Raw genomic sequence first — 21206 nt, forward strand, 5'->3', positions numbered from 1 at the left:
CCACTGGAACAGGTTCTCGTTTTTCTGGGAAATCTGGGTAATGTGACGCCCATGACACAAAGCGCAGCCGCCATAAGGACGGAATTCGACAAACTGTTCATCGGCGGCCACTGGGTGGAGCCTTCGACCTCCGAGGTCATCGAAGTCTTCTCCCCCGCGACCGGCGAGAAGGTCGGCCAGGTTCCGCTGGCCGCCGAGGCCGACGTCAACGCCGCGTGCGCCGCGGCCCGCAAGGCCTTCGACGAGGGCCCGTGGCCCCACAAGACGCCAGAGGAGCGCCAGGCCGTGCTGGCCAAGGCCGTCGAGCTCATCAACGAGCGGGCCGACGAGTTCAAGCACCTGCTGAAGCTGGAGACCGGGCAGCCGCCGACCATCGTCGACATGATGCAGTTCGGCGCGGGCGTGTCGAGCCTGCAGTACTACGCCGGCGCAGCCGACAAGTACGACTGGAAAGACATCCGCGACGGCATTTACGGCCAGACCCTGGTCATCAAGGAGCCGATCGGCGTTGTGGGCGCCGTCATCGCCTGGAACGTGCCCTTCTTCCTGGCCTGCAACAAGCTGGGTCCGGCCCTGCTCGCCGGCTGCACCGTCGTGCTCAAGCCGGCCGGTGAGACCCCGCTGACCACCAACCTGTTCGCCGAGGTGCTCACCGAGGCCGGCCTGCCCGAGGGCGTGCTCTCGGTCGTGCCCGGCGGACCGGAGACCGGTCGCGCCCTGACCGCCAACCCCGAGCTGGACAAGTTCACCTTCACCGGCTCCAGCGGCGTCGGCAAGGAGATCGGCAAGATCGCCGCCGAGAAGCTCAAGCCCTGCACGCTGGAACTCGGCGGCAAGTCCGCGGCGATCATCCTCGAGGACGCCGACGTGGACTCGACCCTGCCGATGCTGGTGTTCTCCGGCCTGATGAACTGCGGCCAGGCCTGTGTGGGCCAGACCCGCATCCTGGCACCGCGGTCGCGTTACGACGAGGTCGTCGAGAAGCTGTCCGCCGCCGTCGCGGCGATGCCGGTCGGCCTGCCTGACGACCCGGCCTCGATGATCGGCCCGCTGATCTCCGAGAAGCAGCGCGACCGGGTCGAGGGCTACATCAAGAAGGGCGTCGAAGAGGGTGCGCGCATCGTCACCGGCGGTGGCCGCCCCGAGGGCCTGGATTCGGGATGGTTCGTGCAACCGACCGTGTTCGCCGACGTCGACAACTCGATGACCATCGCCCAGGAGGAGATCTTCGGGCCGGTGCTCGTGGTGATTCCGTTCGACACCGAGGAAGACGCGGTCCGCATCGCCAACGATTCGCCGTACGGCTTGGCCGGCAGCGTGTACACGACGGACTTCCCCAAGGCCGTCGAGATCGCCTCGAAGATCCGCACCGGCACCTATGCGGTGAACATGTACGCCTTCGATCCCGGCGCCCCGTTCGGCGGCTTCAAGAACTCGGGTATCGGACGCGAGAACGGCCCGGAGGGCATCGACGCCTACACCCAGGCCAAGAGTGTGCTGCTGCCGTTCGGCTTCACCCCGGAGTAAAACTCGTGGGGAATCATCCCCGCGAACAGCCGCAAAACTGCCCCAGAACACCGGTTTTGGGGCAGTTTTGCGTCTTCTCGGCCAGGAGATGGACAGCGTGCATTCAGGTTGGGCAACTACGGTGGGCGCCCCAACAACAAGGAGGCACCATGGCAGTTTCCGTTGATCTGGCGAAGTCGCTCGACAAGGCCTACGAGGACAAGTCGCTCAAGGAGATCCTGGACGCCTCGCCCGCGGCACTGGCCGGGGTAACCGACGCCGACGCCGAACATCTCGCCGCGGCGTTCAACATCAAGACCGTGCGCCAGCTCGGGTCCAACAAGTTCTTCGCGGTTGCCGCGGCGCTGGTCGCGCTGGAGGCCGCCGGCTGATTCTCAGCGGCCCTGGAAGTTCGCGGCGCGTCGCTCGATGAAGGACTGCACACCTTCGGCGGCGTCAGCGGTGCCGAACAGTTCGGCAACCACGGGCCGCAGCCGGGCGATGGCCGCGGCGTCCCCTTCGCGGTGCGCGGTGTGCGCCGAGGCGAGGGTGGCCCGGACCCCGAGCGGCGCGGCGCGATCGGCGATGGTGTGCGCGATCTCCCGGGCTCGGGCGACGGCCGTATCGGTATCCGGCGCGACCTCCTGGATCAGCCCGATGCGGTGCGCCTCGGTCGCGTCGAACTCGTCACCGGTGAGCAGCCACCGCATGGCATTGCCCCAGCCGGTCTGGCGCGGTAGCCGCATGGTGGCGCCGCCGAACGGATAGATGCCCCGGAGCACCTCGATCTGCGCGAACCGGGCGTCCTGGGCTGCGACGCGGATGTCGGCGGCCAGGAGCAGTTCGATGCCGAGGGTCAGGCATCGGCCCTGGGCTGCCGCGACGACCGGTTTCGTCCACTCGCCGTCGAGGCGCCACGGGTCGCGTCCGCCCTCGGGCATGGGCAGTTCACCGCTGGCGACATACGGCGCCACGTCGACGAGATCGAGGCCTGCGGTGAAGTGCTCACCGTGGGCGAACAGCACACCGACGCGCAGGTCGTCGTCGGATTCCAGCAGTCCGTAGGCGAGCGAGAGATCGGTGAGCATCGCGACGTCGAACGCGTTGCGTTTCTCCGGGCGATTCAGTCCGATCAGCAGGACGTGGCCATCCCGCTGCAGGGTGAGGGTGCCCAGGGCCGGGTCTGTCGTCATAGGGGCAGTCAACGCCCCTTCACAGAATTATGCAAGACATCATAATTTTGCTTCGATCCGTCACCCCGGCGAGGACCTGTTCAGAAGCAGTTCACCTGCTAGTCTCTTGCGTACAAGCATGTTCGTTGGATACTCGACACCATGCGAGGATTCCATCATTTCTATGGTGGAAGACATAGAAGGGCGGTGCGCGATGTGGGTCGTTGAACTCAACCTCGCCGGTCACCGGTTCACCCGTCGGGTCCGCACACCACACACCCCGGTGCGCCCCATCACCCCTCGGATGCTGCTTCGCTGTTCCTCGCAGTTCCTGCATGACCGGGTCGCCTGACACCGCCGCGAAGCCGCGCAACAAGCGTGGCTCCACCCGCGCCCGCATGCTCAGCAGCGCGGTCGAGGTGCTGCGCGAGCGGGGCGCCGCCGGCGTCACGATCGATGAAGTCCTCACCCGCAGCGGCGCACCACGCGGTTCGGTGTACCACCATTTCCCCGGCGGACGTCGCCAGATCCTGATCGAGGCGCTCCAGTTCGCCGCGGACAGAATCGGCGATGTCATCGGCGCCGAAACTTCCGACAGCGCATGGGATCTGGTGCATCGATTCGTCGAATTCTGGGAACGGGTGCTCATCGGAAGCGATTTCGCCGCAGGTTGCCCGGTCGTCGCGGTGGCGATCGCCGCCCCCGACGAGGAACCCGACCTCACCGCGGCGGCCGCCGCCATCTTCGACCGCTGGCGCACCGCCCTGGCCGGGGCCTTCGCCGCCGACGGTTTCGACGAGTCCGACGCCTCCTCCCTGGCGGTGATGTGCATCGCCACCCTGGAGGGCGCCGTGGTGCTGTGCCGGTCGTCCCGATCGGTCAATCCGTTGCACGATGTCGCCCGGCAACTCGAATTCCTGATCAAGTCAAGGGAATTCGTCCGGCGCAACGGCGTGCCGCGGTTCAGTCGGCAGTCACCCTGACCCATCGGACACAGACGAAGTCGCCGTTGGTCCCGGATTCGGCCAGCGCCCACTCGGACCGAACCGGCAGGACCGGCGACCCCGCCCCCAATGTGCAGGGCGCGTAGCTGACGATCATCTCGTCGATCAACCCGCCCGTCACGAACTGGGCGGCGATGTCCCCTCCGCCGACCAGCCAGACGTCCTTGCCGGCCGCGGCCTCGACCAGCTGCGGGTGCAGCTCGGCGACATCGCCGGAGAACACCTGCACCGGGTAGTCGGTGGAGATGATCTGCGGCCGATGGGTCAGCACCCATGCCGGCTGCTCGTACCCCCACTCGTCGGGATGGTTCTTCACGATCCACTCGTAGGTGGACGACCCCATCGCCAGCGCACCAATGGTTTTGATGAATTCGTCGTACCCGAACGGGCCCTGCTGGTCGATGTCCCGCGAGATCAGCCAGTCCAGGCTGTCCTCGGTGTCGACGATGAACCCGTCCAAGCTCGAAGCGGTGTAGTACACGGTCTTCACCAGTCAGTCCTTCCTCATCCATTCCAGTGGGTCACCCCGGTCGACCTGGACACCATGTCGGGCCAACATTCCCCGCACGAGTGCCCGCCGATGCGCCGAATAGGTGAGCACGTGCGCGATGATCCCGTACAGCTGGAAGGATTCCGGCGGATCGCACAGCGCATCGATCACAGTGTCGCCCAGTCGCCCCGCGGCCGAGTATTCGGATATCAGTGTGGTCCAGCGCTTTCCGATGACACGATGGTGCGCCGCGAGCTGCCCGGCCGTCGCCTCGCCGGTCGTCGTACGCGAGGGGAAATCCCGGCCCTCGATGGTCGCCAGCCAGACCTCCTTGGTCCACACGATCGCGCCGAGTACCGCCGCGACGCTGGGTTCCGGTCCGTCCCAGTCCAGTACCACCTGGCCCGGTGAGATCTCCCGGCCCCATTGCTGTTCGGAAAGCTCGGCGGCGGTACCGATCAGGTAGTCGGTGTCGGCGACATCGTGCACAAGCATGAACTGGGCGATATCCGGGCCGGCGGCCTCGCCCGGGTCGGCATCGCACCACAACGACTGCGGCGGATGGAAGTGCACTCCGTTGGGAGCGGTCAACCGGAATCCGACATCGTCGGCGCGAGACGGCGGCACCCCGAAGGCGCGGCGGAACGCCCGGGAGAACACCTCGGCCGACGACCACCCTTCGGTCTCGGCCACCTCGGCCACCCCGGCCCCCTGCTGCAACCGCCAGGCCGCACGCTCGAGCATGACCCGCCGGCGCAGCGCCGCGGGTGGTTCCCCCGTGAGCCGGCGCACCTCGCGGGAGAAGTGAAACTCCGAGGCATAACTGCTGCGGGCCATGTCGCCGACGCCCGAGTTGTCGTCGTCGACGACTGCGTCGAGCAGTTCGCGTAGCCGGTCACGGCCGTTCGGTTGGTCCTCCACGGTCACCGAGTATGGTCGGCCGTCCGTCTGCGAACCATGACATTTCCTGCTGTGGTTGCCCGGGCCGATTCAGCTGTCCAGCACCTGCGCCACCCGCGCCTCCACGTCGACGCCGTCGAGATCGGACAGGTTGACACCGAACCGCCCGGTGAGCGCGTCGAGAACCTCTGCGGCGGTGCCGAATCGGATGCGTTCGGTCTCACCGTGGCTGTGGATCGCCAGATTCCGGCCGCGCAAGTTGATCCTGGCATCGTCGGTGACGAGCGCCGCGGACAGCCCGACGATGAAGACCCCGCCGGGATGCGTTGAGACATACCAGCTTCCGACCTCGAGGTCGATCCGCGGTTGCGGCACGGCGGTGAACCGGTACAGCGGCTGCCACTGACCGCGGACCTGCGCGGCCAGTTCGTACTCAGGCTCGTGGCGGGTGGGCAACTGCAGCAGCCGGTAGGGCTCGTGGCGGGTCTGCTGCACCGCACCGGTCTGCAGCCGGATCGGCGACGACAGCGTCTGCCCGCCGAAGCCGACGTCGACCAGATACCGCCCGGCCTCCCCTGGCACCATCACGGCCAGCACGTTGTGGGTGAGCGCGGGCAACGGGGCGCCGGGTTCCTTCATCCAGACCACCCGCCCGGCGAGACGTTCGACGCCGTAGCCCAGCTCGTCGAGGGCGTAGCCGAGCAGCCCGTTGTGCTCGTAGCAGTAGCCGCCGCGGCGCCGGCTGACCAGCTTGTCGGACAGCGCCGCGGCACTCAGATCGGCGACCGGGATGCCCAGCAGCGGGTCCAGGTTCTCGAACGGGATGGTGCGGCCGTGTGCGGCGATGACGCCCCGCAGGGTGTCGGAGTCCGGTTGAGTCGAACCGTCATAGCCGATCCGGCCGAGGTAGCCGAGCAGGTCGAATGCCGAGTCAGACGGCGAGTCAGATGGCGATGAGCCCATGCCGGCCAATGATGCTGCCTCAACCGTGGTTCAGGTCAACTCGACTGTGACGAATCCGTCGGTCTCATAGCCACGCGGCGCGACCTGTGGTTTTGAGAGGATTGTCCACAGCTACTCGGCGGTAGGCAGATGGACCAGTGAAGCAAATGGGTTTTTTACCCTCCACCTGGGTACACTAGCAAAACTAGAACACGTTCCAATCCACATCAGGGGGACCCTGTGGCTGCGACCGACATCGATCCGTCCGAAATCACCAAGTGGGATCCGGGCCTGACCGAGAAGGTCATGGGCTTCTTACGGCCGCTCATCAAGGGCTACCACCGCGCCGAGGTGCGCGGGCTGGACAGCTTCCCCAATGGTGGCGCGCTCGTGGTGTCGAACCACTCCGGCGGCCTGTTCGCTCTGGACGTGCCGGTGTTCGCGACGGGCTTCTACGAGAAGTTCGGCTTCGAGCGCCCCGTGTACACCCTCAGCCACGACATGCTGATGACCGGGCCGACCGCGGCCTTCTTCAAGAAGACCGGATTCATCCGGGCCAACCACGAGAACGCCGACGAGGCCCTGCGCTCCGGGGGCGTGGTCGTGGTGTTCCCCGGCGGTGACTACGACGTGTACCGGCCGACCCTGTCGGCCAACAAGATCGACTTCGCCGGGCGCACCGGTTACATCAAGGCCGCGATCAACGCCGGCGTGCCGATCGTGCCGATGGTCGGCATCGGCGGCCAGGAGACCCAGCTGTTCCTGTCCCGCGGCACCGGGGTGGCCAAGGCCCTCGGCCCGATCGCGCGGCTGGCCCGCACCAAGATCGTGCCGGTGTCGTTCGGTTTTCCGTTCGGCCTGTCTGCCGTACTGCCGCTCAATGTGCCGTTGCCGAGCAAGATCGTGATGAAGACGCTGGAGCCGATCGACATCGAGGCCGAGTTCGGTGAGAACCCCGATATCGACGAGGTCGACGCGCACGTCCGCCGGGTCATGCAGCGCGCGCTGGACGAGCTGGCCGAAGAGCGCCGCTTCCCGGTGATCGGCTGAACACCGGTGAATCCGCTCGATCTGCTGACGGGACCGCTGGACCGGGTCACCGACACCGTCGGCCTGGTCACCACCATGCGCCGGGCCGGAATCATCACGGCGATGCGCCCGGACAAATACCTGCGCATCGCCGCCGCCATGGCGCGCGAGAACATGAGCGTCACTTCGGGTTTCGCGGCCTCGGCACAGCGCTGCCCGAATCGGCCCGGCCTGGTCGACGAACTCGGCACGCTGACCTGGCAACAGGTCGACCAGCAGGCCGACGCCCTGGCCGCCGGCCTGCAGGCACTGCCTGATGGTGAACCGAAGGTGCTCGGCATCATGGCCCGCAATCACCGCGGGTTCGTGCTGTCGCTGATCGCCGCCAACCGCATCGGCGCCGACGTGCTGCTGCTCAACACATCCTTCGCCGCGCCTGCGATGGCCGAGGTGATCAACCGCGAGTCGGTCGACGCCGTCATCTACGACGAGGAGTTCACCGACACCGTCGACCGCGCCCTCTCCGACCGGCCCACCGCCGCGCGGATCGTCGCGTGGACCGACACCCACGCCCACGACGTCACGGTGGCCAAGCTGGTAGAGCAGCACCGTGGCGAGGAGCCCCGGCGGGCCGAGGAGAAGAGCAAGGTGATCTTGCTGACCTCGGGCACCACCGGAACTCCCAAGGGCGCCAAGCATTCCGGCGGTGGCCCCGAGGTGCTCAAGTCGATCCTGGATCGCACCCCGTGGCACACCGAAGAGCGCGTCGTGATCGTCGCGCCGATGTTCCACGCCTGGGGTTTCTCCCAGCTGGCCTTCGCGGCCTCGATGGCCTGCACCATCGTCACCCGCCGCAAGTTCGACCCCGAGGCCACGCTCGAGCTCGTCGACCGGCACCGGGCCAAGGGCCTGTGCGTGGTGCCGGTGATGTTCGACCGGATCATGGAACTGCCCGAGAACGTGCTGAACCGCTATGACGGACGCACGCTGAGGTTCGCGGCGGCATCCGGATCGCGCATGCGGCCCGATGTCGTCATCGCATTCATGGACCGGTTCGGCGACATCATCTACAACAACTACAACGCCACCGAGGCCGGCATGATCGCCACCGCGACGCCGGCCGACCTGCGCGCCGCCCCCGATACCGCGGGCAGACCCGCCGAGGGCACCGAGATCCGCATTCTCGACACGGAGTTCCGGCAGGTGCCCACCGGGGAGGTGGGCACCATCTACGTGCGCAACTCGACCCAGTTCGACGGCTATACGTCCGGTACGACGAAGGATTTCCACGAGGGCTTCATGTCCTCGGGCGACGTCGGCTACCTCGACCAGGCGGGCCGGTTGTTCGTGGTGGGCCGCGACGACGAGATGATCGTCTCCGGCGGCGAGAACGTCTATCCGATCGAAGTGGAGAAGGTACTGGCCGGCCATCCCGATGTCGCGGAGGCCGCGGTGATCGGTGCCGACGACGCGCAGTACGGACAGCGGCTCGTCGCGTTCGTGGTGCTCTCCGGTGCGGTCACCCCCGATGAGCTCAAGGCGTATGTTCGAGAGAACCTGGCCAATTACAAAGTGCCGCGGGAGATCACCGTGCTCGCCGAGTTGCCGCGCAACAGCACCGGCAAGATCGACCGACGCCAACTCCAGGAGAAGGTGAATGGCTGAACGCCGACGGCTGCTCGCAGCGGCCGCTGAGCTGCTCAACGCTGCCAACGCAGTGAAACCGATCGGACGCAGGGGTTACGGCACGATCCTGGCCTTCGCGTTCGGCTGGCCCACCTCGGAGAACGCACCACTGGTGATCACCGGGTCGGCGCTCGATGCGCTGCGCCGCGCCATCCGTGGTGACTACAGGTCCGCGAGCGGACGAATCTCCTTGCTGCTCAAGACGATTTCCTGGGCATTGCTGGTGCTGGTGCACCGTCGCGGTGTGCAGTCCCGGCGCTACTTCGAAGATCCGGTACGCGAGACCCTGGCCGACGAGTACCCGTCGGCGCTGCGACCCCTGCGTCGCGGCGAGGTGTACTCCACGTCCATGAGCCGGCGTCGCTATGTGAGCAAGACCGTGCACTACGGCCCGCATCGGGCCAACCTCGCCGACATCTGGATGCGCCCGGACCTGCCCCGCGACGGCAAGGCGCCGGTGCTGCTGCAGGTACCTGGCGGGGCGTGGATGATCGGCATGCGCCGGCCCCAGTCGTACCCGCTGATGAGTCACCTGGCCGAGCAGGGCTGGATCTGCGTGTCGATCGGCTACCGGATCAGCCCGCGCCATCCCTGGCCGAACCACATCATCGACGTGAAGCAGGCGTTGGCCTGGGTGAAGGCCAATATCGCCGAGTACGGCGGCGACCCCGACGCGGTGTGCATCACCGGCGGTTCGGCAGGTGGGCATCTGACCGCACTGGCCGCGCTGACCCCCAACGATCCGAAGTGGCAGCCGGGTTTCGAGGACGCCGACACCTCCGTCGCCGCCGCGGTACCCGTGTACGGCCGCTACGACTGGTTCAGCACCGCCGGCACCGGGCGGGCCGAGTTCGTCGAGGTGCTGGAGCGGCTCATCGTCAAGCTGCCGCTGGCCGCCAATGATCAGGTGTACAAGGACGCCTCACCGATCACGCTGGTACACCCCGATGCCCCACCGTTTTTCGTGCTGCACGGCGCCAATGACTCCCTCATCCCGGTGGGCGAAGGCCGCGAATTCGTCGCCGCGCTGCGCAAGGTGTCGAACTCGCCGGTGGTCTACGCCGAGATTCCGCACGCCCAGCACGCCTTCGACATCTTCGGCTCACCGCGCGGGCACTACACGGCCGATGCCGTCGCGGAGTTCCTGAACTGGGCCCGCGCCAGGGTCAGCTCTCAGAACACCGCGGAGATCGCTTCCGGTTACTAGAATTTCTGAGATGTCCACACCGGACACCGAGATCGCCGCACTGGCCGCCGAACTGCCGGACCACGCGGTGATCACCGATCCCGCCGTGATCGAGGGCTATCGGCGCGACGCCGCACTCGACCCGGAAGCGGGCCGGGCACGGGCCGTGGTGCGGGCCACCAGGACGGAGGATGTGCAGGCCGTGCTGCGGTGGGCCAGCGCACATGGTGTGCCCGTGGTGCCCCGGGGCGCGGGATCCGGGCTCGCCGGCGGCGCCAACGGGGTCGACGGCGGCATCATCCTCAGCACCGAACGGATGCGCGACATCCGCATCGACACCGCGAGCCGCGTCGCGGTGGTGCAACCCGGTCTGATGAACTCCGAGGTGAAGAAGGCAGCCGCTGAGCACGGGCTGTGGTACCCGCCCGACCCGGGCTCGGTCGAGATCTCCTCGATCGGCGGGAACGCGGCGACCAACGCCGGCGGGTTGTGCTGTGTGAAGTACGGGGTCACCAGCGATTACGTGCTCGGCATGGAGGTGGTGCTGGCCGACGGCACGGCCGTGCGGTTGGGCGGCCCACGATTGAAAGACGTTGCCGGCCTGTCCTTGACCAAGCTGTTCGTCGGTTCCGAGGGCATCCTCGGGGTGATCACCGAACTCACCCTGCGGCTGATCCCGGCGCAGCCCCCGGCTTCGACCGCGGTCGCGCTGTTCGGCTCGGTGCAGGACGCCGCCGACGCGGTGGTGGCCATCACCGAGAAGGTCCGGCCCGCGATGTTGGAGCTGATGGACCACGCGACCATCAACGCCGTCGAGGACTATCGCCGCATGGGCCTGGACCGCTCGGCAGAGGCGATGCTGCTGGTTCAATCCGATGCACCCGGCGCCGCCGCCGAGGAGATCGCCCACATCGTCGAGGCCTGCGAGAAGTCCGGTGCCACCGAGGTTTACGCGACCGACGACGCCGAAGAGGGCGCCGCGTTCACCGCGGCCCGTCGGCTGGTGGGCCTGGCCCTCATGCAACTGGGCACGTTCTATCTCGAGGACGTCACGGTACCGATACCCGACCTGCCGGAACTGGTCGCCGGCATCAAGCGCATCGCCGACGACTGCGACGTGCTGATCTGCGTCGTCGCGCACGCCGGCGACGGAAACACCCACCCGGTGGTGGTGTTCGATGCCGAGGATCCGGATATGAGCGAGCGCGCCCGTCAGGCGTTCGCCCGGGTCATGGAACTGGCGATCGCCATGGGCGGCACCATCACCGGCGAGCACGGCATCGGCCGGCTCAAAAGGGATTGGCTGCCACTACAAGTCGGCGATGACGTGATGGCGTTGACCCGCCGGATCAAGGATGCCCTGGATCCACAGGGCATCCTCAACCCGGGTTCGGTGTTGCGCTAGTTCCCAGACCGCTGACGACGCCGAGGCTACGGTTTCTGACGTAATTCGCCGGATTTTCCGTCAGAAACCGTAGTCCCGGCGCGAGAAACTAGTTGGCCAGCACCCCGTGCAGGGCCTTCTTCGCCTCGGTGATCGCCGCGAGCAGGTTCGTCCGCACCTCACCGAGCTTGGCCTTCTGTTCGTCCGTGCCCGTGAACGCGATGGTGCGGGCCAGACCCGCGACCTCGTGCAGGCCGGTGCGGATCTTGATTACATCCGCGAACTTGCCCACCTTGCCGAACAACGCGTGCGCGGTCTCGCTGGTGATGCCGCGCCAGGCCAGCAACTGGGTGCCGAATTCGGTCAGCGTGGCGACACCGCCGGACACAGTGACCACACCGCGGCCGGCCAGTGCGGCGATGGCCAATTCGACGATGTCCAGCGGTGGGGTGAAGGCACCGCCGGTGGCTTCGGTGGTGCGCTCGACGATCTGTTCAGCCGTGGCCGGTCCGTCGAGCAGCAGTGCCGCCGTGCCGACCGCCGCACGCTTGAGCGCGAAGCCCGGCCCGGAGCCCTTACCGAACCCGGGGCCGCCGAAACCGCCACCGAAACCGGGTGCGCCGAACGCCCCCGGACCGAACCCACCCTGCCCCTCGGGACCGCAGTTGCCGCCGCCGAATCCCACCGGACCCCAGCCGCCAAAGAATCCTCCAAAACCCATGTCACACATCCTTTTTCCAGATTTCAGCCGGACCAGCGGAGCGCGGCCCGACAGGTGTATCAAGTTCCTTGATACGCCCCTATCCGGGCCAATTCAATGAGATCTGGCTGAGAACTGGTTGAGCTGTGGGCGAAACGGTGCGACCGATCCGCATGGTCGGCGAGTGCGGCGCATGTGAAGATGCCAGCTATGACTGCCCCCGACAGCGAGCCGCTGGGATACCTCCTGCACCGGGTAGCTGCCACGCTGCGGCCAGAAGCGGCCGCGGTTCTCGCTCCGCTCGGACTCGGACTGGCGGAGTTCGTCTGCCTGCGGATCATCTCGCTGAACCCCGGGCTCACCAGCGCCGAACTGGCCCGCTTCACCAACGTCAGCGCGCAGGCGACCAACCAGCTGCTGCACCGCCTGGAAGCCGCGGGCGCGGTGCGCCGCCCCGATACAGCGGCGGCGGGCAAGGCGCTGCCCGCCGAACTCACTGCGTCGGGCCGAGCGTTGCTCACCCGCGCCGAGGAGGCCGTGCACACCGCCGATCAGCGGGTACTGGACCGCCTGACGCCCACCGAACAGCGGCAACTCAAGGCGTTGTTACGCAAAGCCGGACGGGGCGACAACCCGTGCGGTCCGGTCGGCCGCTGACGCACGTCGCCGTTGCATCGGAGCGGCCAGCTCGGCCAGAGCGGACAAGAACAACTCATCCATCCGAGGACTCAGCTCCGACAGCGTCGCGGCGCCGGCATGACTGGCTGAGCCGAAGACCTGAACGAGTGCGTCCGGGTCGGCGGGCGCGCCAATGGACAGGCACAGGCAAGCCATGCCGTCGGCCCGCAGTTCTTCGAGCGCCTTGGCGGCGTCGGCCTGGGCATATCGTCCCTCGTAGCCGTCGTCGTACGGGTACCCGTCGGAGAGTACGAGCAGCAGCCGGTGTGGCGCTCCCGCTTGGGTTTTGAGGATTTCACCGGCACCGCGGATCCCCGCGCCGAGACGCGTATATCCGAAAGGCTGAAGCTGGCCGAGCCGGGACCGCTCGGCGGCGCCGAAGCGTTGCTCGAAGGTCTTGATGGCAAGCAGATGCACGGCTTGGCGGCCTTGGGAGCGGAAACCGTAGACGGCCACCCGATCACCGAGTTCTTCGAGCGTGGCCGCTAGCGTCTCGGCCGCCTGCAACTGATGGTCGTGCACCGCCAGGCCCTCGGTGTCGGTGTCGGTGACCGAGCCCGACACGTCGAGCAGGATCAGAACACCTAGGTTGCGGTCCAGGTTCCGTCGTTCGGTGTAGATGTGCTCCGGTGGCGCATGGCCCGAACGCAGGTCTACGAACAAGTCGACGAGTGCCTCGGTATCCAGTTCGTCACCATCGGCGCGGCCACGCAGAATCTTCGGACCCAGGCCGACTCGCGATAGACGCTGTCGCAGCATGTGATCCGGCGCTGCCCCGGCGGGTGTCACCTCCGCCGCGGAGGTCAGCGGAAAATCGATGACCCGGCACCACTGCGGCCGGTAGCGGTCGTTGTGGGTATCCCATTCCGGGTACAGCGCACCTCCGGCGCTCACCGCAACGTCCGGCCTGCCCTTGTCGGCGAACTCGATCCGGATGGGCAGAGGCCTGGCGTTCGCCCCAACCTGACGTGCCCGCCGAACCGCACCGATCGGCAGCTCGGCACCGGCGCTGTCATCGCCGAACGAACGCGAGCCGCCGAACATCTTCCGGAGGAATTCCGAGAGAGCTCGCGATGTGAAGGCCGGCGCCTCGAACAGCTTGAGGATCTTGCTCTCCTCGGTTGGCCCCTCGTCGTTGGCGTCGTCATCGTCAGCGTCGTCATCCGAACCGCTCGCCACCGGGTCGAATGCGAACCGCGCGTCGCGGGAGCACCCCGGACCTGTGGCGTCGCGGGCAGACCTCAGCAGCATCGTGGGCCTGATGACACCGAACCATTCCGGTGGATCGAACACCGGGGCACGGCTTTTGGCCAGTGCCAGCGAATCGGCGGGACCGGCGGTGGAGTGTCGATTGACCGGACACAGGGTGGCCGCCAGCGGAACTCGGGAAGCCAACTCAGCCAGGGCTCGATGCCCCTCTTCGGACAGGTAACGCGAGGCCAGTGCCGGCCGGATGCGCAACGCCTTCACCCACTGGCGGTCCAGACTTCCGGCTGCCAGCAGCGCACATTGCAGCACCAGTTCACGGCGTTGCTCGGCCTCGGTCAGATCCGCCGAGACGAAGACGACGCGGCCGTCGGTATGCGCGAGCCGACCGGCCGGAGCCGGCGCCACATCGACTGCCCGGCCTACGATGAACGTCGCGAGCAATCGAAACCGCTGCAGCCCTGCGGGTTCGGTTCCGGTCACGTCACGTCGAGCACACCGTCGGCCAGCTCACCGAGGGCACGCACGATGTCGGGATCATCGGACAGGGCCCGAACGATCGCCGCCTGTACAGCGCTACGTACCGGCAGGCCCTCGGCGATCAGTCCGCCGGCCAGGATCAGCATTCGGGTGGAGGACGCCTCACGTAGCGGTGAGCCCTGCAGCCCGCGGATGGCGTTGCCGAGGCGAACCAGGGCGCCTGCCGTTCGCCGGTCGATCCCGGCCTCATGAGCGACCACCTCGACTTCGATGTCGGCGGGCGGGAAGTCGAGTTCGATCGCTACGAACCGCTGGCGGGTCGATTCCTTGATGTTCTTCAGGATGCTCTGGTAGCCGGGGTTGTAGGAGATGACCAGTTGGAACCCGGGCGCCGCGGACAGGGTGGTGCCGAGCCGGTCCACCGGGAGTTCGCGCCGGTGATCGGCCAGCGGATGGATGACCACGGTGGTGTCCTGACGCGCCTCGACGATCTCGTCGAGATAGCAGATGGCCCCTTGGCGGACCGCCCTGGACAGCGGTCCGTCGACCCAGATTGTTTCCCCGCCCTTGAGCAGGAAGCGGCCCACAAGATCAGCAGAGGTCATGTCCTCATGGCCGGCCACGGTGATCAATTCGCGCCCGAGCTCGTGCGCCATCGCCTCCACGAAGCGGGTCTTCCCGCATCCGGTCGGACCCTTGAGCAAGACCGGCAATCCGCGCCGGGCGGCCGCCCGGAACACGTCGGCCTCGTCACCGACCGAACGGTAGAACGGCGCGGGTGTGGCCGCAGACTCCACGGCGAGTTCCACGCTGTGATGATTGGTGGACATCAGTTCTCCGGCATGAACGGTGTCACCGTCGGGAGTTGTGCACCCTCCGGCAGCACCAGCTGACCGTCGGTGTTGATGAAGCCGGACCGCTTGGTGGGTATGGGTAGAACCGGGTCCGGACAGGGGGTGTCTGTGCCGGCACCGCAGATGCCGCCGGTGAAGTACGAGCGCTTCATGTGATCCTCCGGCCAGGGGTCTGAGTGCATGCCGATCCACTGGGCGGGCAGGTTGTAGAAGAAGAAGAAACACGCGCTGACCCCGGCGAAGATCGCCAGGAAGCGGACGAACTGCTGTTTGGCGAATCCGCCTCGCACCCGGTCGATTCCACGCTCGACGATGGTGCGGCCGCGGTCATCGGTGAAGAAACGCAGACAGCACAGGGCCGCCTGGACACCGCCCCACATCAGCCCCTCGTAGATCGGCCACTGGTAGTAGGTGCCGGCGTTGAACGAGACCGACCGGATCGCGCCCGGGTAGGTGTAGAACCCGATCGGCAGCATGACCAGCGCTTCCATCACGAAATCGAAGACGAATGCCATCGCATAGGTGACCAGGATCAGCCGCAGGTTGCTGATGCCCGGCCAGCGGTTCTTGATCTTGCGCATCAGCCAGCAGCCGACGATGGTGATCAGCAGGACGCCGTATGCGTAACCGGGCACGTTCGTCAGCAGCGGTTCGGCGACCTGGCGACCCGGTTCCTCCGGTGACACCCAGCCAGGGATGTTCGACGACCAGGAGCCACGGTTGAACAACCAGGTGTTGTAGGTGCACCAGGTGTTGAAGTAGTTCAGCAACGGGTCCTGGAAGAACATCAAGCCCATCGACACGAAAAGCATGCCGTCCAAGGTGATTCGCCGTTCGCGCCGCCACGGCCTGATGAAGAACCACCAGATGGCGAACGGCAGACCGACCCAGAGCACAACCGCGTTCGCGATCAACGGGATCTTCATGTAGAGCGGCGGCTCATGGATGCCGCCCGGCACACGTTCGAAGTAGGGGCCGGTGAGCCAGCTGATCCAGACATACAGCTGCAGGGCCAGCAGCGCCCCGCCGACGATGGCCCAGACCTGGACCGGCTTGACCGACCGGTCCACCTCGACCACCGCGGGCTTGGTCTCAAGATCACTCACGCCACTGCCTCCTTTGGGGCGCGCCCTGATAGCACGCACGGCTCAATGCTGGTGACGGGACGACGAAACACTCCTTGATGCAAGGGTTCTCGTTCACCGATCACGAATATACCGCTCAGTATCTGAGATACCAAGAGGTTTTTCAGATCTGTGGCAGAATTTCGGGCATGGTCGAGCGGTGGACACGGGAACGGCGCCTGGAGCGCACCCGCTCTCTGCTACTCGACGCCGCCGAGGCCGTGTTCGCCGAAAAGGGCTTCACCGCAGCATCTCTCGATGACATCGCCCATGCCGCCGGCTACACGAAGGGCGCCATCTACAACCACTTCGCCACGAAGGAAGATCTCTTCCTGGCAGTGAGCGACAGATACTGGCGCCGGTATTTCGACAACTTCGCCGAGGTGATGTCCTCGTCGAGTCAGGTCGGCGAGCCCGAGCTCGACGAGATCGCCAAGCGCTGGCGTGAACTGAGTCGTGACCGGGGCGCCGAGCACGCCGCACTCGGCCACGAATTCACCCTCTACCTGCGACGCAACCCCGACGCCCGGGAACGGGTGGCGGCCAAGCGGGCTGAGGTCGTCGAGGCGCTCAGCGCCTTCATCGCCACCGGCATGGAACGTCTGGGTGCGACGCTGCGGATCCCGGCGTCAACATTCGCCCAGGTGCTCATCGCCACCAGTGAGGGTGTGGTGCTGGGCAGCGAACTCGACGATGTCGACCTCTACCGGCCCATGGTGGAGATGTACGTGTCGGCCATCAAGCTGCACTGACCACGCCTACGCCGAAACTACGGTTTCTGATGGGGATCCGCCGAAATTCCGTCACAAACCGTAGTCTCGGCGCGAGAGTGTCAGAAGACGCGGACCTGACCTTCGAGCACCGGAACGGTGTCGGGCAGCTTGTAGGTCTGAATCCCGTTGCGGAACATGATGTTCTCCCGGGTGTGTTCGGGGAGGTGCTTGACCAACCAGCGAGGGTCGTCGAAGGTCCAGTGCGGGTAGTCGCTGGAGAACAGCAGGATCTTGTCGCACTCCATCCATTCGAAGGCCCGCGACAACTCGGTCTTGTCCTCGGGGTAGTCCAGCGGCTGGGTGGTGAACTTGATGTGGTTCTTGACGTACTCCGACGGCTTGCGCTTGATGTCCATCCAACCCTTGCGCTTCTCGTAGATGGCATCCATCCGCCACATCAGGGGCAGGATCCAGGTGAACGCATGCTCGACGAACACCACCCGCAGCGTCGGGAAGCGGTCGAAAACCCCGTCGAAGATCAGGCTCATCACCTGATTGGCCGCCAGCAGCGAGTACGTGACCATGAAGTCGTGGTTGTAGCTGGGTAGTCCGACCGGCGGGAGCGGGAGTTCGTCGTACTCGCCGCGGGACAGGTGGCAGCTCACGGTGATGTCGTGCTTGGTCGCCGCCGCCCAGATCGGGTCGTACTTCGGATCACCCCAGGATGGTCGCGGCTCGGCCTTGATCAGGATCTGCGCCATGTAGGGATGGCCGGCCCACCGCTCGATCTCCTGCGCCCCCAACTCCGGTGCTTCGACCGCCAGGCAGATGGATCCGCGCCAGCGCTCGTGCCAGTTGTTGTGACTGTCCAGCCAGTGGTTGGCCTGCCAGTCGTTCAGCGCGCAGTTCATCACATGGTTGGCCTCGGGAATGTGGGCCGAGTATGCGGCGGGCTCCAGGATCGCGATGTCCGCGCCGGCCTCCATGATCAGCTGCCGGAACGCGAGATCGGGGTCACTGCCGGCGAATTCGCCGTCGGAGGGGAAGGAATCGGTCCGCATCGCGTAGGCATGCGCGTAGTCGGGAGCGTCGTAGTAGATCAGATCGCCGACATCGTGCGTGTTGAAGTATCTGGACCGCCACGGCTCCGGGATGTACTGACCGAGCTCGCCTCGTCGGGGCACGGGATGCACGTCGGAATCGACGCATCGCACCGCGATGCGTTCGGTGGCAGGAATCCTTGGCGACGTAGTAGTGGTCATCGTCATTCCCTCTCGATCACCGCGTGGCCGCGACGGCGATGGACTTGGTCTCGAGATAACCGTCGAGCCCTTCACGGCCGAGTTCCCGGCCGTAGCCGCTGTCCTTGATACCGCCGAACGGTGCGAACGGATCCATCGTGTACCCCTGGTTTACCCCGAAAGTCCCGGTTTGTACACGCTCGGCGATCCCGATTCCCCGCTCGGGATCGGCCGTCCACACCGAGCCGGCCAGGCCGTAGTCGGAATCGTTGGCGATCGCGACCGCCTCATCCTCGTCCCGGTAGCCGATCACGGTGAGGACGGGACCGAAGATCTCTTCGCGGGCAATACGCATCGAGTTGTCGGCGCCGGCGAACAGGGTGGGCCGCACATACCAACCGGTGTCCACGCCGTCGGGCAAATCTGTACCGCCGCAGACCAGCCGGGCGCCCTCGCGTCGGCCGAGGTCGATGTAGTCGCGTACCCGTTGCTGTTGCCGTCGGGACACGAGTGGTCCCAGCTCGGTGGCTGGATCGGCGGGATCGCCCACGACGAGTGCGTTCATCCGATCGGCCAGGGCGTCGACGAATTCGTGCTGACGCGTAACAGGAACCAGGATGCGGGTCAGCGCATTGCAGATCTGGCCGCTGTTGGACAGGCTGGCCGACCGCACCCCGGCCGCGACCACCGCCGGGTCGGCGTCATCGAGGATGACGGCCGCCGACTTTCCGCCGAGCTCGAGGCTCACCTTCGTCAGGTTGGCCGCGGCCGCCGCGGCGACGGCCCGTCCCGCGGCGCTGGAGCCGGTGAACGAGACTTTGTCGACGCCGGGGTGGCCCACCAGATGGGCGCCCACGGTGGCATCACCCGGCACTACGGTGACCACGCCCTCGGGCAGGCCGACCTCCCTGAGCATCTCAGCCAAAAGCAGCGCGTCCAAAGGTGATTCAGGCGCGGGTTTGAGCACTACCGCGCAGCCCGCCAGCAACGCGGGCACGAGCTTGGTGACGATCAGGAACTGCGGCATGTTCCACGGCACGACGGCTGCGACGACGCCTACCGGGTCCTTACGAATGTGGACGTCGGAACCGAAGAAACCGGTGCGCGTCTCGTGCCACGGGTGGGTCTCGGCCAGGTCGCAGAACGCCGACATCATCATCGTCGGCAGCCCGACCTGCGCTCGCTGGGCAAAGCTGATCGGCGCGCCGATCTCAGCCGAGATCAACTGTGCCATCTCGCCGTGCCGCCGCGCGTAGACCTCGGCCAGGCGCCGCACGACCGCAATGCGGTCCGCCGGCTCCAGGCGTGGCCACGGCCCCTGGTCGACCGCCGCGCGAGCCGCCACGACCGCGGCGTCCACGTCGGCAGGCTGGGCCTGCACCACACGAGCGATGGGCTGCTCGGTGTGTGGCGAGATGACCTCGATCGTGTCAACGGGGTCGCCGTCCAGCGACCAGTCGGCCTCGACACCGAGGTACTCCCCAAGATGCTGATCCATTCGGATCCTCCCGCCTCACTCCGACCCAGAGTATCAACTACTTGTCATTGACGGAACCGCCGTCTACCGTCGAGCTGAAGCCCTGGCCGGCCGCCGCAGCCCATCTCGGCGCCGTCGGCCGAATCACATCGCAGAGGAGCGGGCATGGCTCGGTTTCCCAAGCCGGCTGAAGGCAGCTGGACTCAGCACTACCCGGAGCTGGGCACCGGCCCGGTGTCGTACGAAGATTCGATCAGCCCGGAGATCTACGAGCTGGAGCGCAAGGCGATCTTCAAACGTGCTTGGCTGAATGTCGGCCGGGTCGAACAACTTTCACGCAAGGGCAGCTACTTCACCCGGGAGATGAAGGCCGCCAACACCTCGATCATCGTGGTACGCGGCAAGTCCGGCGAGGTCAAGGCCTTCCACAACGTCTGCCGTCACCGGGGTAACAAGCTGGTGTGGGACGACATGCCGCTGGAGGAGACCAGCGGGGTCTGCCGGCAGTTCACCTGCAAGTACCACGCCTGGCGTTACGACCTGGACGGCGAGCTCACCTTCGTCCAGCAGGAGGCCGAGTTCTTCGACCTGGACAAGAGCCGCTACGGCCTGGTTCCCGTGCACTGCGAGGTGTGGGAGGGGTTCATCTTCGTCAACTTCGCCAAGCTCCCCGAGCAGTCACTGCGCGAATTCCTGGGCCCCATGATCACCGATCTGGAGGGCTACCCGTTCGACAAGATGACCTCGAGATTCACCTATCGCTCTGAGGTGAAGGCGAATTGGAAGCTCTACATGGACGCCTTCCAGGAGTTCTACCACGCACCCATCCTGCACGCGAACCAATCCCCCACCGCCTACTCGAAGGCCGCCGCGGAGTCCGGTTTCGAGGCACCGCACTACCGGATCGACGGACCGCACCGGTTGGTGAGCACGTCCGGCGTGCGGGCCTGGGAGATGCCCGACGAGATGCGCAAGCCCATCGAAGACGTCTGCCAGAGCGGACTTTTCGGCCCATGGGACAAACCGGATCTCGGCGAGATGCCGGCCGGGCTGAATCCCGCCAAGTGCGATCCGTGGGGACTGGACTCGTTCCAGCTGTTCCCCAACTTCGTCATGTTGTTCTGGGGCCAGGGCTGGTATCTGACGTACCACTACTGGCCGACCTCGTTCAACACGCACACCTTCGAGTGCACGCTGTACTTCCCGCAGCCACGCACACCGCGGGAGCGGTTGGCCCAGGAGCTGGCTGCCGTCTCGTTCAAGGAGTACGGCCTGCAGGACGCCAACACCCTGGAGGCGACGCAGAGCTCCATCGAGACCCGGGTGGTCGACGAGTTCCTGCTCTGCGATCAGGAGATCCTGCTTCGGCACCTGCACAAGGAGACCGCGGCCTGGATCGAGGACTACCAGCGCAAGACCGCGGGAGTGTGAACC

Annotated in this window: 20 protein-coding genes; 10 read left to right on the forward strand and 10 right to left on the reverse strand. The window is 66.3% G+C overall.

The window, feature by feature from the left end:
* Positions 1–51 precede the first annotated feature (51 nt).
* On the forward strand, positions 52–1527 hold the full coding sequence (locus EH231_RS30310) for an aldehyde dehydrogenase (protein ID WP_164481084.1): 1476 nt from the start codon (positions 52–54) through the stop codon (positions 1525–1527).
* A gap of 149 nt (positions 1528–1676) precedes the next feature.
* Positions 1677–1898 (forward strand): hypothetical protein, encoded by a 222-nt coding sequence (locus tag EH231_RS30315; RefSeq protein ID WP_090433610.1) that lies wholly within the window; start codon positions 1677–1679, stop codon positions 1896–1898.
* 3 nt (positions 1899–1901) lie between these two features.
* Here EH231_RS30315 and EH231_RS30320 read toward each other — a convergent pair whose 3' ends face one another.
* Positions 1902–2699 (reverse strand): crotonase/enoyl-CoA hydratase family protein, encoded by a 798-nt coding sequence (locus EH231_RS30320; RefSeq protein WP_124713925.1) that lies wholly within the window; start codon positions 2697–2699, stop codon positions 1902–1904.
* A 314-nt stretch (positions 2700–3013) separates the two neighbouring features.
* Here EH231_RS30320 and EH231_RS30325 point away from each other — a divergent pair, with 314 nt between their 5' ends.
* Complete coding sequence (locus EH231_RS30325) at positions 3014–3661, forward strand: TetR/AcrR family transcriptional regulator (RefSeq protein WP_090433606.1); 648 nt, start codon at positions 3014–3016, stop codon at positions 3659–3661.
* On the opposite strand, the gene EH231_RS30330 is transcribed toward EH231_RS30325, so the two are convergent.
* The 3 genes from EH231_RS30330 to EH231_RS30340 form a co-directional block, all read right to left on the reverse strand.
* Positions 3642–4172 (reverse strand): dihydrofolate reductase family protein, encoded by a 531-nt coding sequence (locus EH231_RS30330; protein WP_124713926.1) that lies wholly within the window; start codon positions 4170–4172, stop codon positions 3642–3644. The genes EH231_RS30325 and EH231_RS30330 overlap by 20 nt on opposite strands.
* Before the next feature lie 3 nt (positions 4173–4175).
* Positions 4176–5099 (reverse strand): helix-turn-helix domain-containing protein, encoded by a 924-nt coding sequence (locus EH231_RS30335; protein ID WP_164481085.1) that lies wholly within the window; start codon positions 5097–5099, stop codon positions 4176–4178.
* A gap of 63 nt (positions 5100–5162) precedes the next feature.
* Positions 5163–6035, reverse strand: coding sequence for an arylamine N-acetyltransferase family protein (locus EH231_RS30340; RefSeq protein WP_124713928.1), 873 nt, complete (start codon positions 6033–6035; stop codon positions 5163–5165).
* 219 nt (positions 6036–6254) lie between these two features.
* Between EH231_RS30340 and EH231_RS30345 the strand changes: the two genes are divergently transcribed.
* From EH231_RS30345 to EH231_RS30360, 4 genes are all read left to right on the forward strand, one after another.
* Complete coding sequence (locus EH231_RS30345) at positions 6255–7064, forward strand: 1-acyl-sn-glycerol-3-phosphate acyltransferase (protein ID WP_044514672.1); 810 nt, start codon at positions 6255–6257, stop codon at positions 7062–7064.
* Between the two features lie 75 nt (positions 7065–7139).
* Positions 7140–8708, forward strand: coding sequence for an acyl-CoA ligase FadD12 (fadD12, locus tag EH231_RS30350; protein WP_241178210.1), 1569 nt, complete (start codon positions 7140–7142; stop codon positions 8706–8708).
* A complete protein-coding gene (locus EH231_RS30355; RefSeq protein ID WP_090433599.1) occupies positions 8701–9936 on the forward strand; it encodes an alpha/beta hydrolase in 1236 nt (411 codons plus the stop codon). The genes fadD12 and EH231_RS30355 overlap by 8 nt, the downstream gene beginning before the upstream one ends.
* Before the next feature lie 10 nt (positions 9937–9946).
* Positions 9947–11320 carry an FAD-binding oxidoreductase gene (locus tag EH231_RS30360; RefSeq protein ID WP_090433597.1) on the forward strand — a complete coding sequence of 458 codons (1374 nt, stop codon included), beginning with the start codon at positions 9947–9949 and terminating at the stop codon, positions 11318–11320.
* 88 nt (positions 11321–11408) lie between these two features.
* On the opposite strand, the gene EH231_RS30365 is transcribed toward EH231_RS30360, so the two are convergent.
* Positions 11409–12020: a hypothetical protein gene (locus EH231_RS30365; protein WP_090433595.1), complete on the reverse strand. Its 612-nt coding sequence runs from the start codon at positions 12018–12020 to the stop codon at positions 11409–11411.
* A 189-nt stretch (positions 12021–12209) separates the two neighbouring features.
* On the opposite strand from EH231_RS30365, the gene EH231_RS30370 reads away from it, so the two are divergent.
* The gene (locus EH231_RS30370) at positions 12210–12656 is read left to right on the forward strand and encodes a MarR family winged helix-turn-helix transcriptional regulator (RefSeq protein WP_090433593.1); all 447 of its coding nucleotides are present in this window, start codon (positions 12210–12212) and stop codon (positions 12654–12656) included.
* On the opposite strand, the gene EH231_RS30375 is transcribed toward EH231_RS30370, so the two are convergent.
* The 3 genes from EH231_RS30375 to EH231_RS30385 are packed head-to-tail and all read right to left on the reverse strand — an operon-like array spanning position 12606 to position 16323.
* Positions 12606–14366 (reverse strand): nitric oxide reductase activation protein NorD, encoded by a 1761-nt coding sequence (locus tag EH231_RS30375; protein WP_090433591.1) that lies wholly within the window; start codon positions 14364–14366, stop codon positions 12606–12608. The two genes, EH231_RS30370 and EH231_RS30375, sit on opposite strands and share 51 nt — an antisense overlap.
* A complete protein-coding gene (locus tag EH231_RS30380) occupies positions 14363–15193 on the reverse strand; it encodes a CbbQ/NirQ/NorQ/GpvN family protein (protein ID WP_090433589.1) in 831 nt (276 codons plus the stop codon). Before EH231_RS30380 ends, EH231_RS30375 begins: the two co-directional genes overlap by 4 nt.
* Positions 15193–16323 carry a spirocyclase AveC family protein gene (locus tag EH231_RS30385; protein ID WP_164481086.1) on the reverse strand — a complete coding sequence of 377 codons (1131 nt, stop codon included), beginning with the start codon at positions 16321–16323 and terminating at the stop codon, positions 15193–15195. Before EH231_RS30385 ends, EH231_RS30380 begins: the two co-directional genes overlap by 1 nt.
* Before the next feature lie 167 nt (positions 16324–16490).
* Between EH231_RS30385 and EH231_RS30390 the strand changes: the two genes are divergently transcribed.
* Entirely contained in the window at positions 16491–17093 is a 603-nt protein-coding gene (locus EH231_RS30390) for a TetR/AcrR family transcriptional regulator (protein WP_090433807.1), read from the forward strand.
* A gap of 80 nt (positions 17094–17173) precedes the next feature.
* Here the strand turns inward: EH231_RS30390 and EH231_RS30395 are convergent, their stop codons facing one another.
* A complete protein-coding gene (locus EH231_RS30395; RefSeq protein WP_124713930.1) occupies positions 17174–18316 on the reverse strand; it encodes an amidohydrolase family protein in 1143 nt (380 codons plus the stop codon).
* Positions 18317–18332: 16 nt separating this feature from the next.
* The gene (locus tag EH231_RS30400; RefSeq protein ID WP_124713931.1) at positions 18333–19793 is read right to left on the reverse strand and encodes an aldehyde dehydrogenase; all 1461 of its coding nucleotides are present in this window, start codon (positions 19791–19793) and stop codon (positions 18333–18335) included.
* Positions 19794–19937: 144 nt separating this feature from the next.
* On the opposite strand from EH231_RS30400, the gene EH231_RS30405 reads away from it, so the two are divergent.
* Positions 19938–21203, forward strand: a complete 1266-nt coding sequence (locus tag EH231_RS30405) for an aromatic ring-hydroxylating oxygenase subunit alpha (protein WP_090433582.1) — start codon at positions 19938–19940, stop codon at positions 21201–21203.
* The last annotated feature ends 3 nt before the right edge of the window (positions 21204–21206 follow it).

The organism is Mycolicibacterium nivoides (genome assembly GCF_003855255.1).
GTDB lineage: Bacteria > Actinomycetota > Actinomycetes > Mycobacteriales > Mycobacteriaceae > Mycobacterium > Mycobacterium nivoides.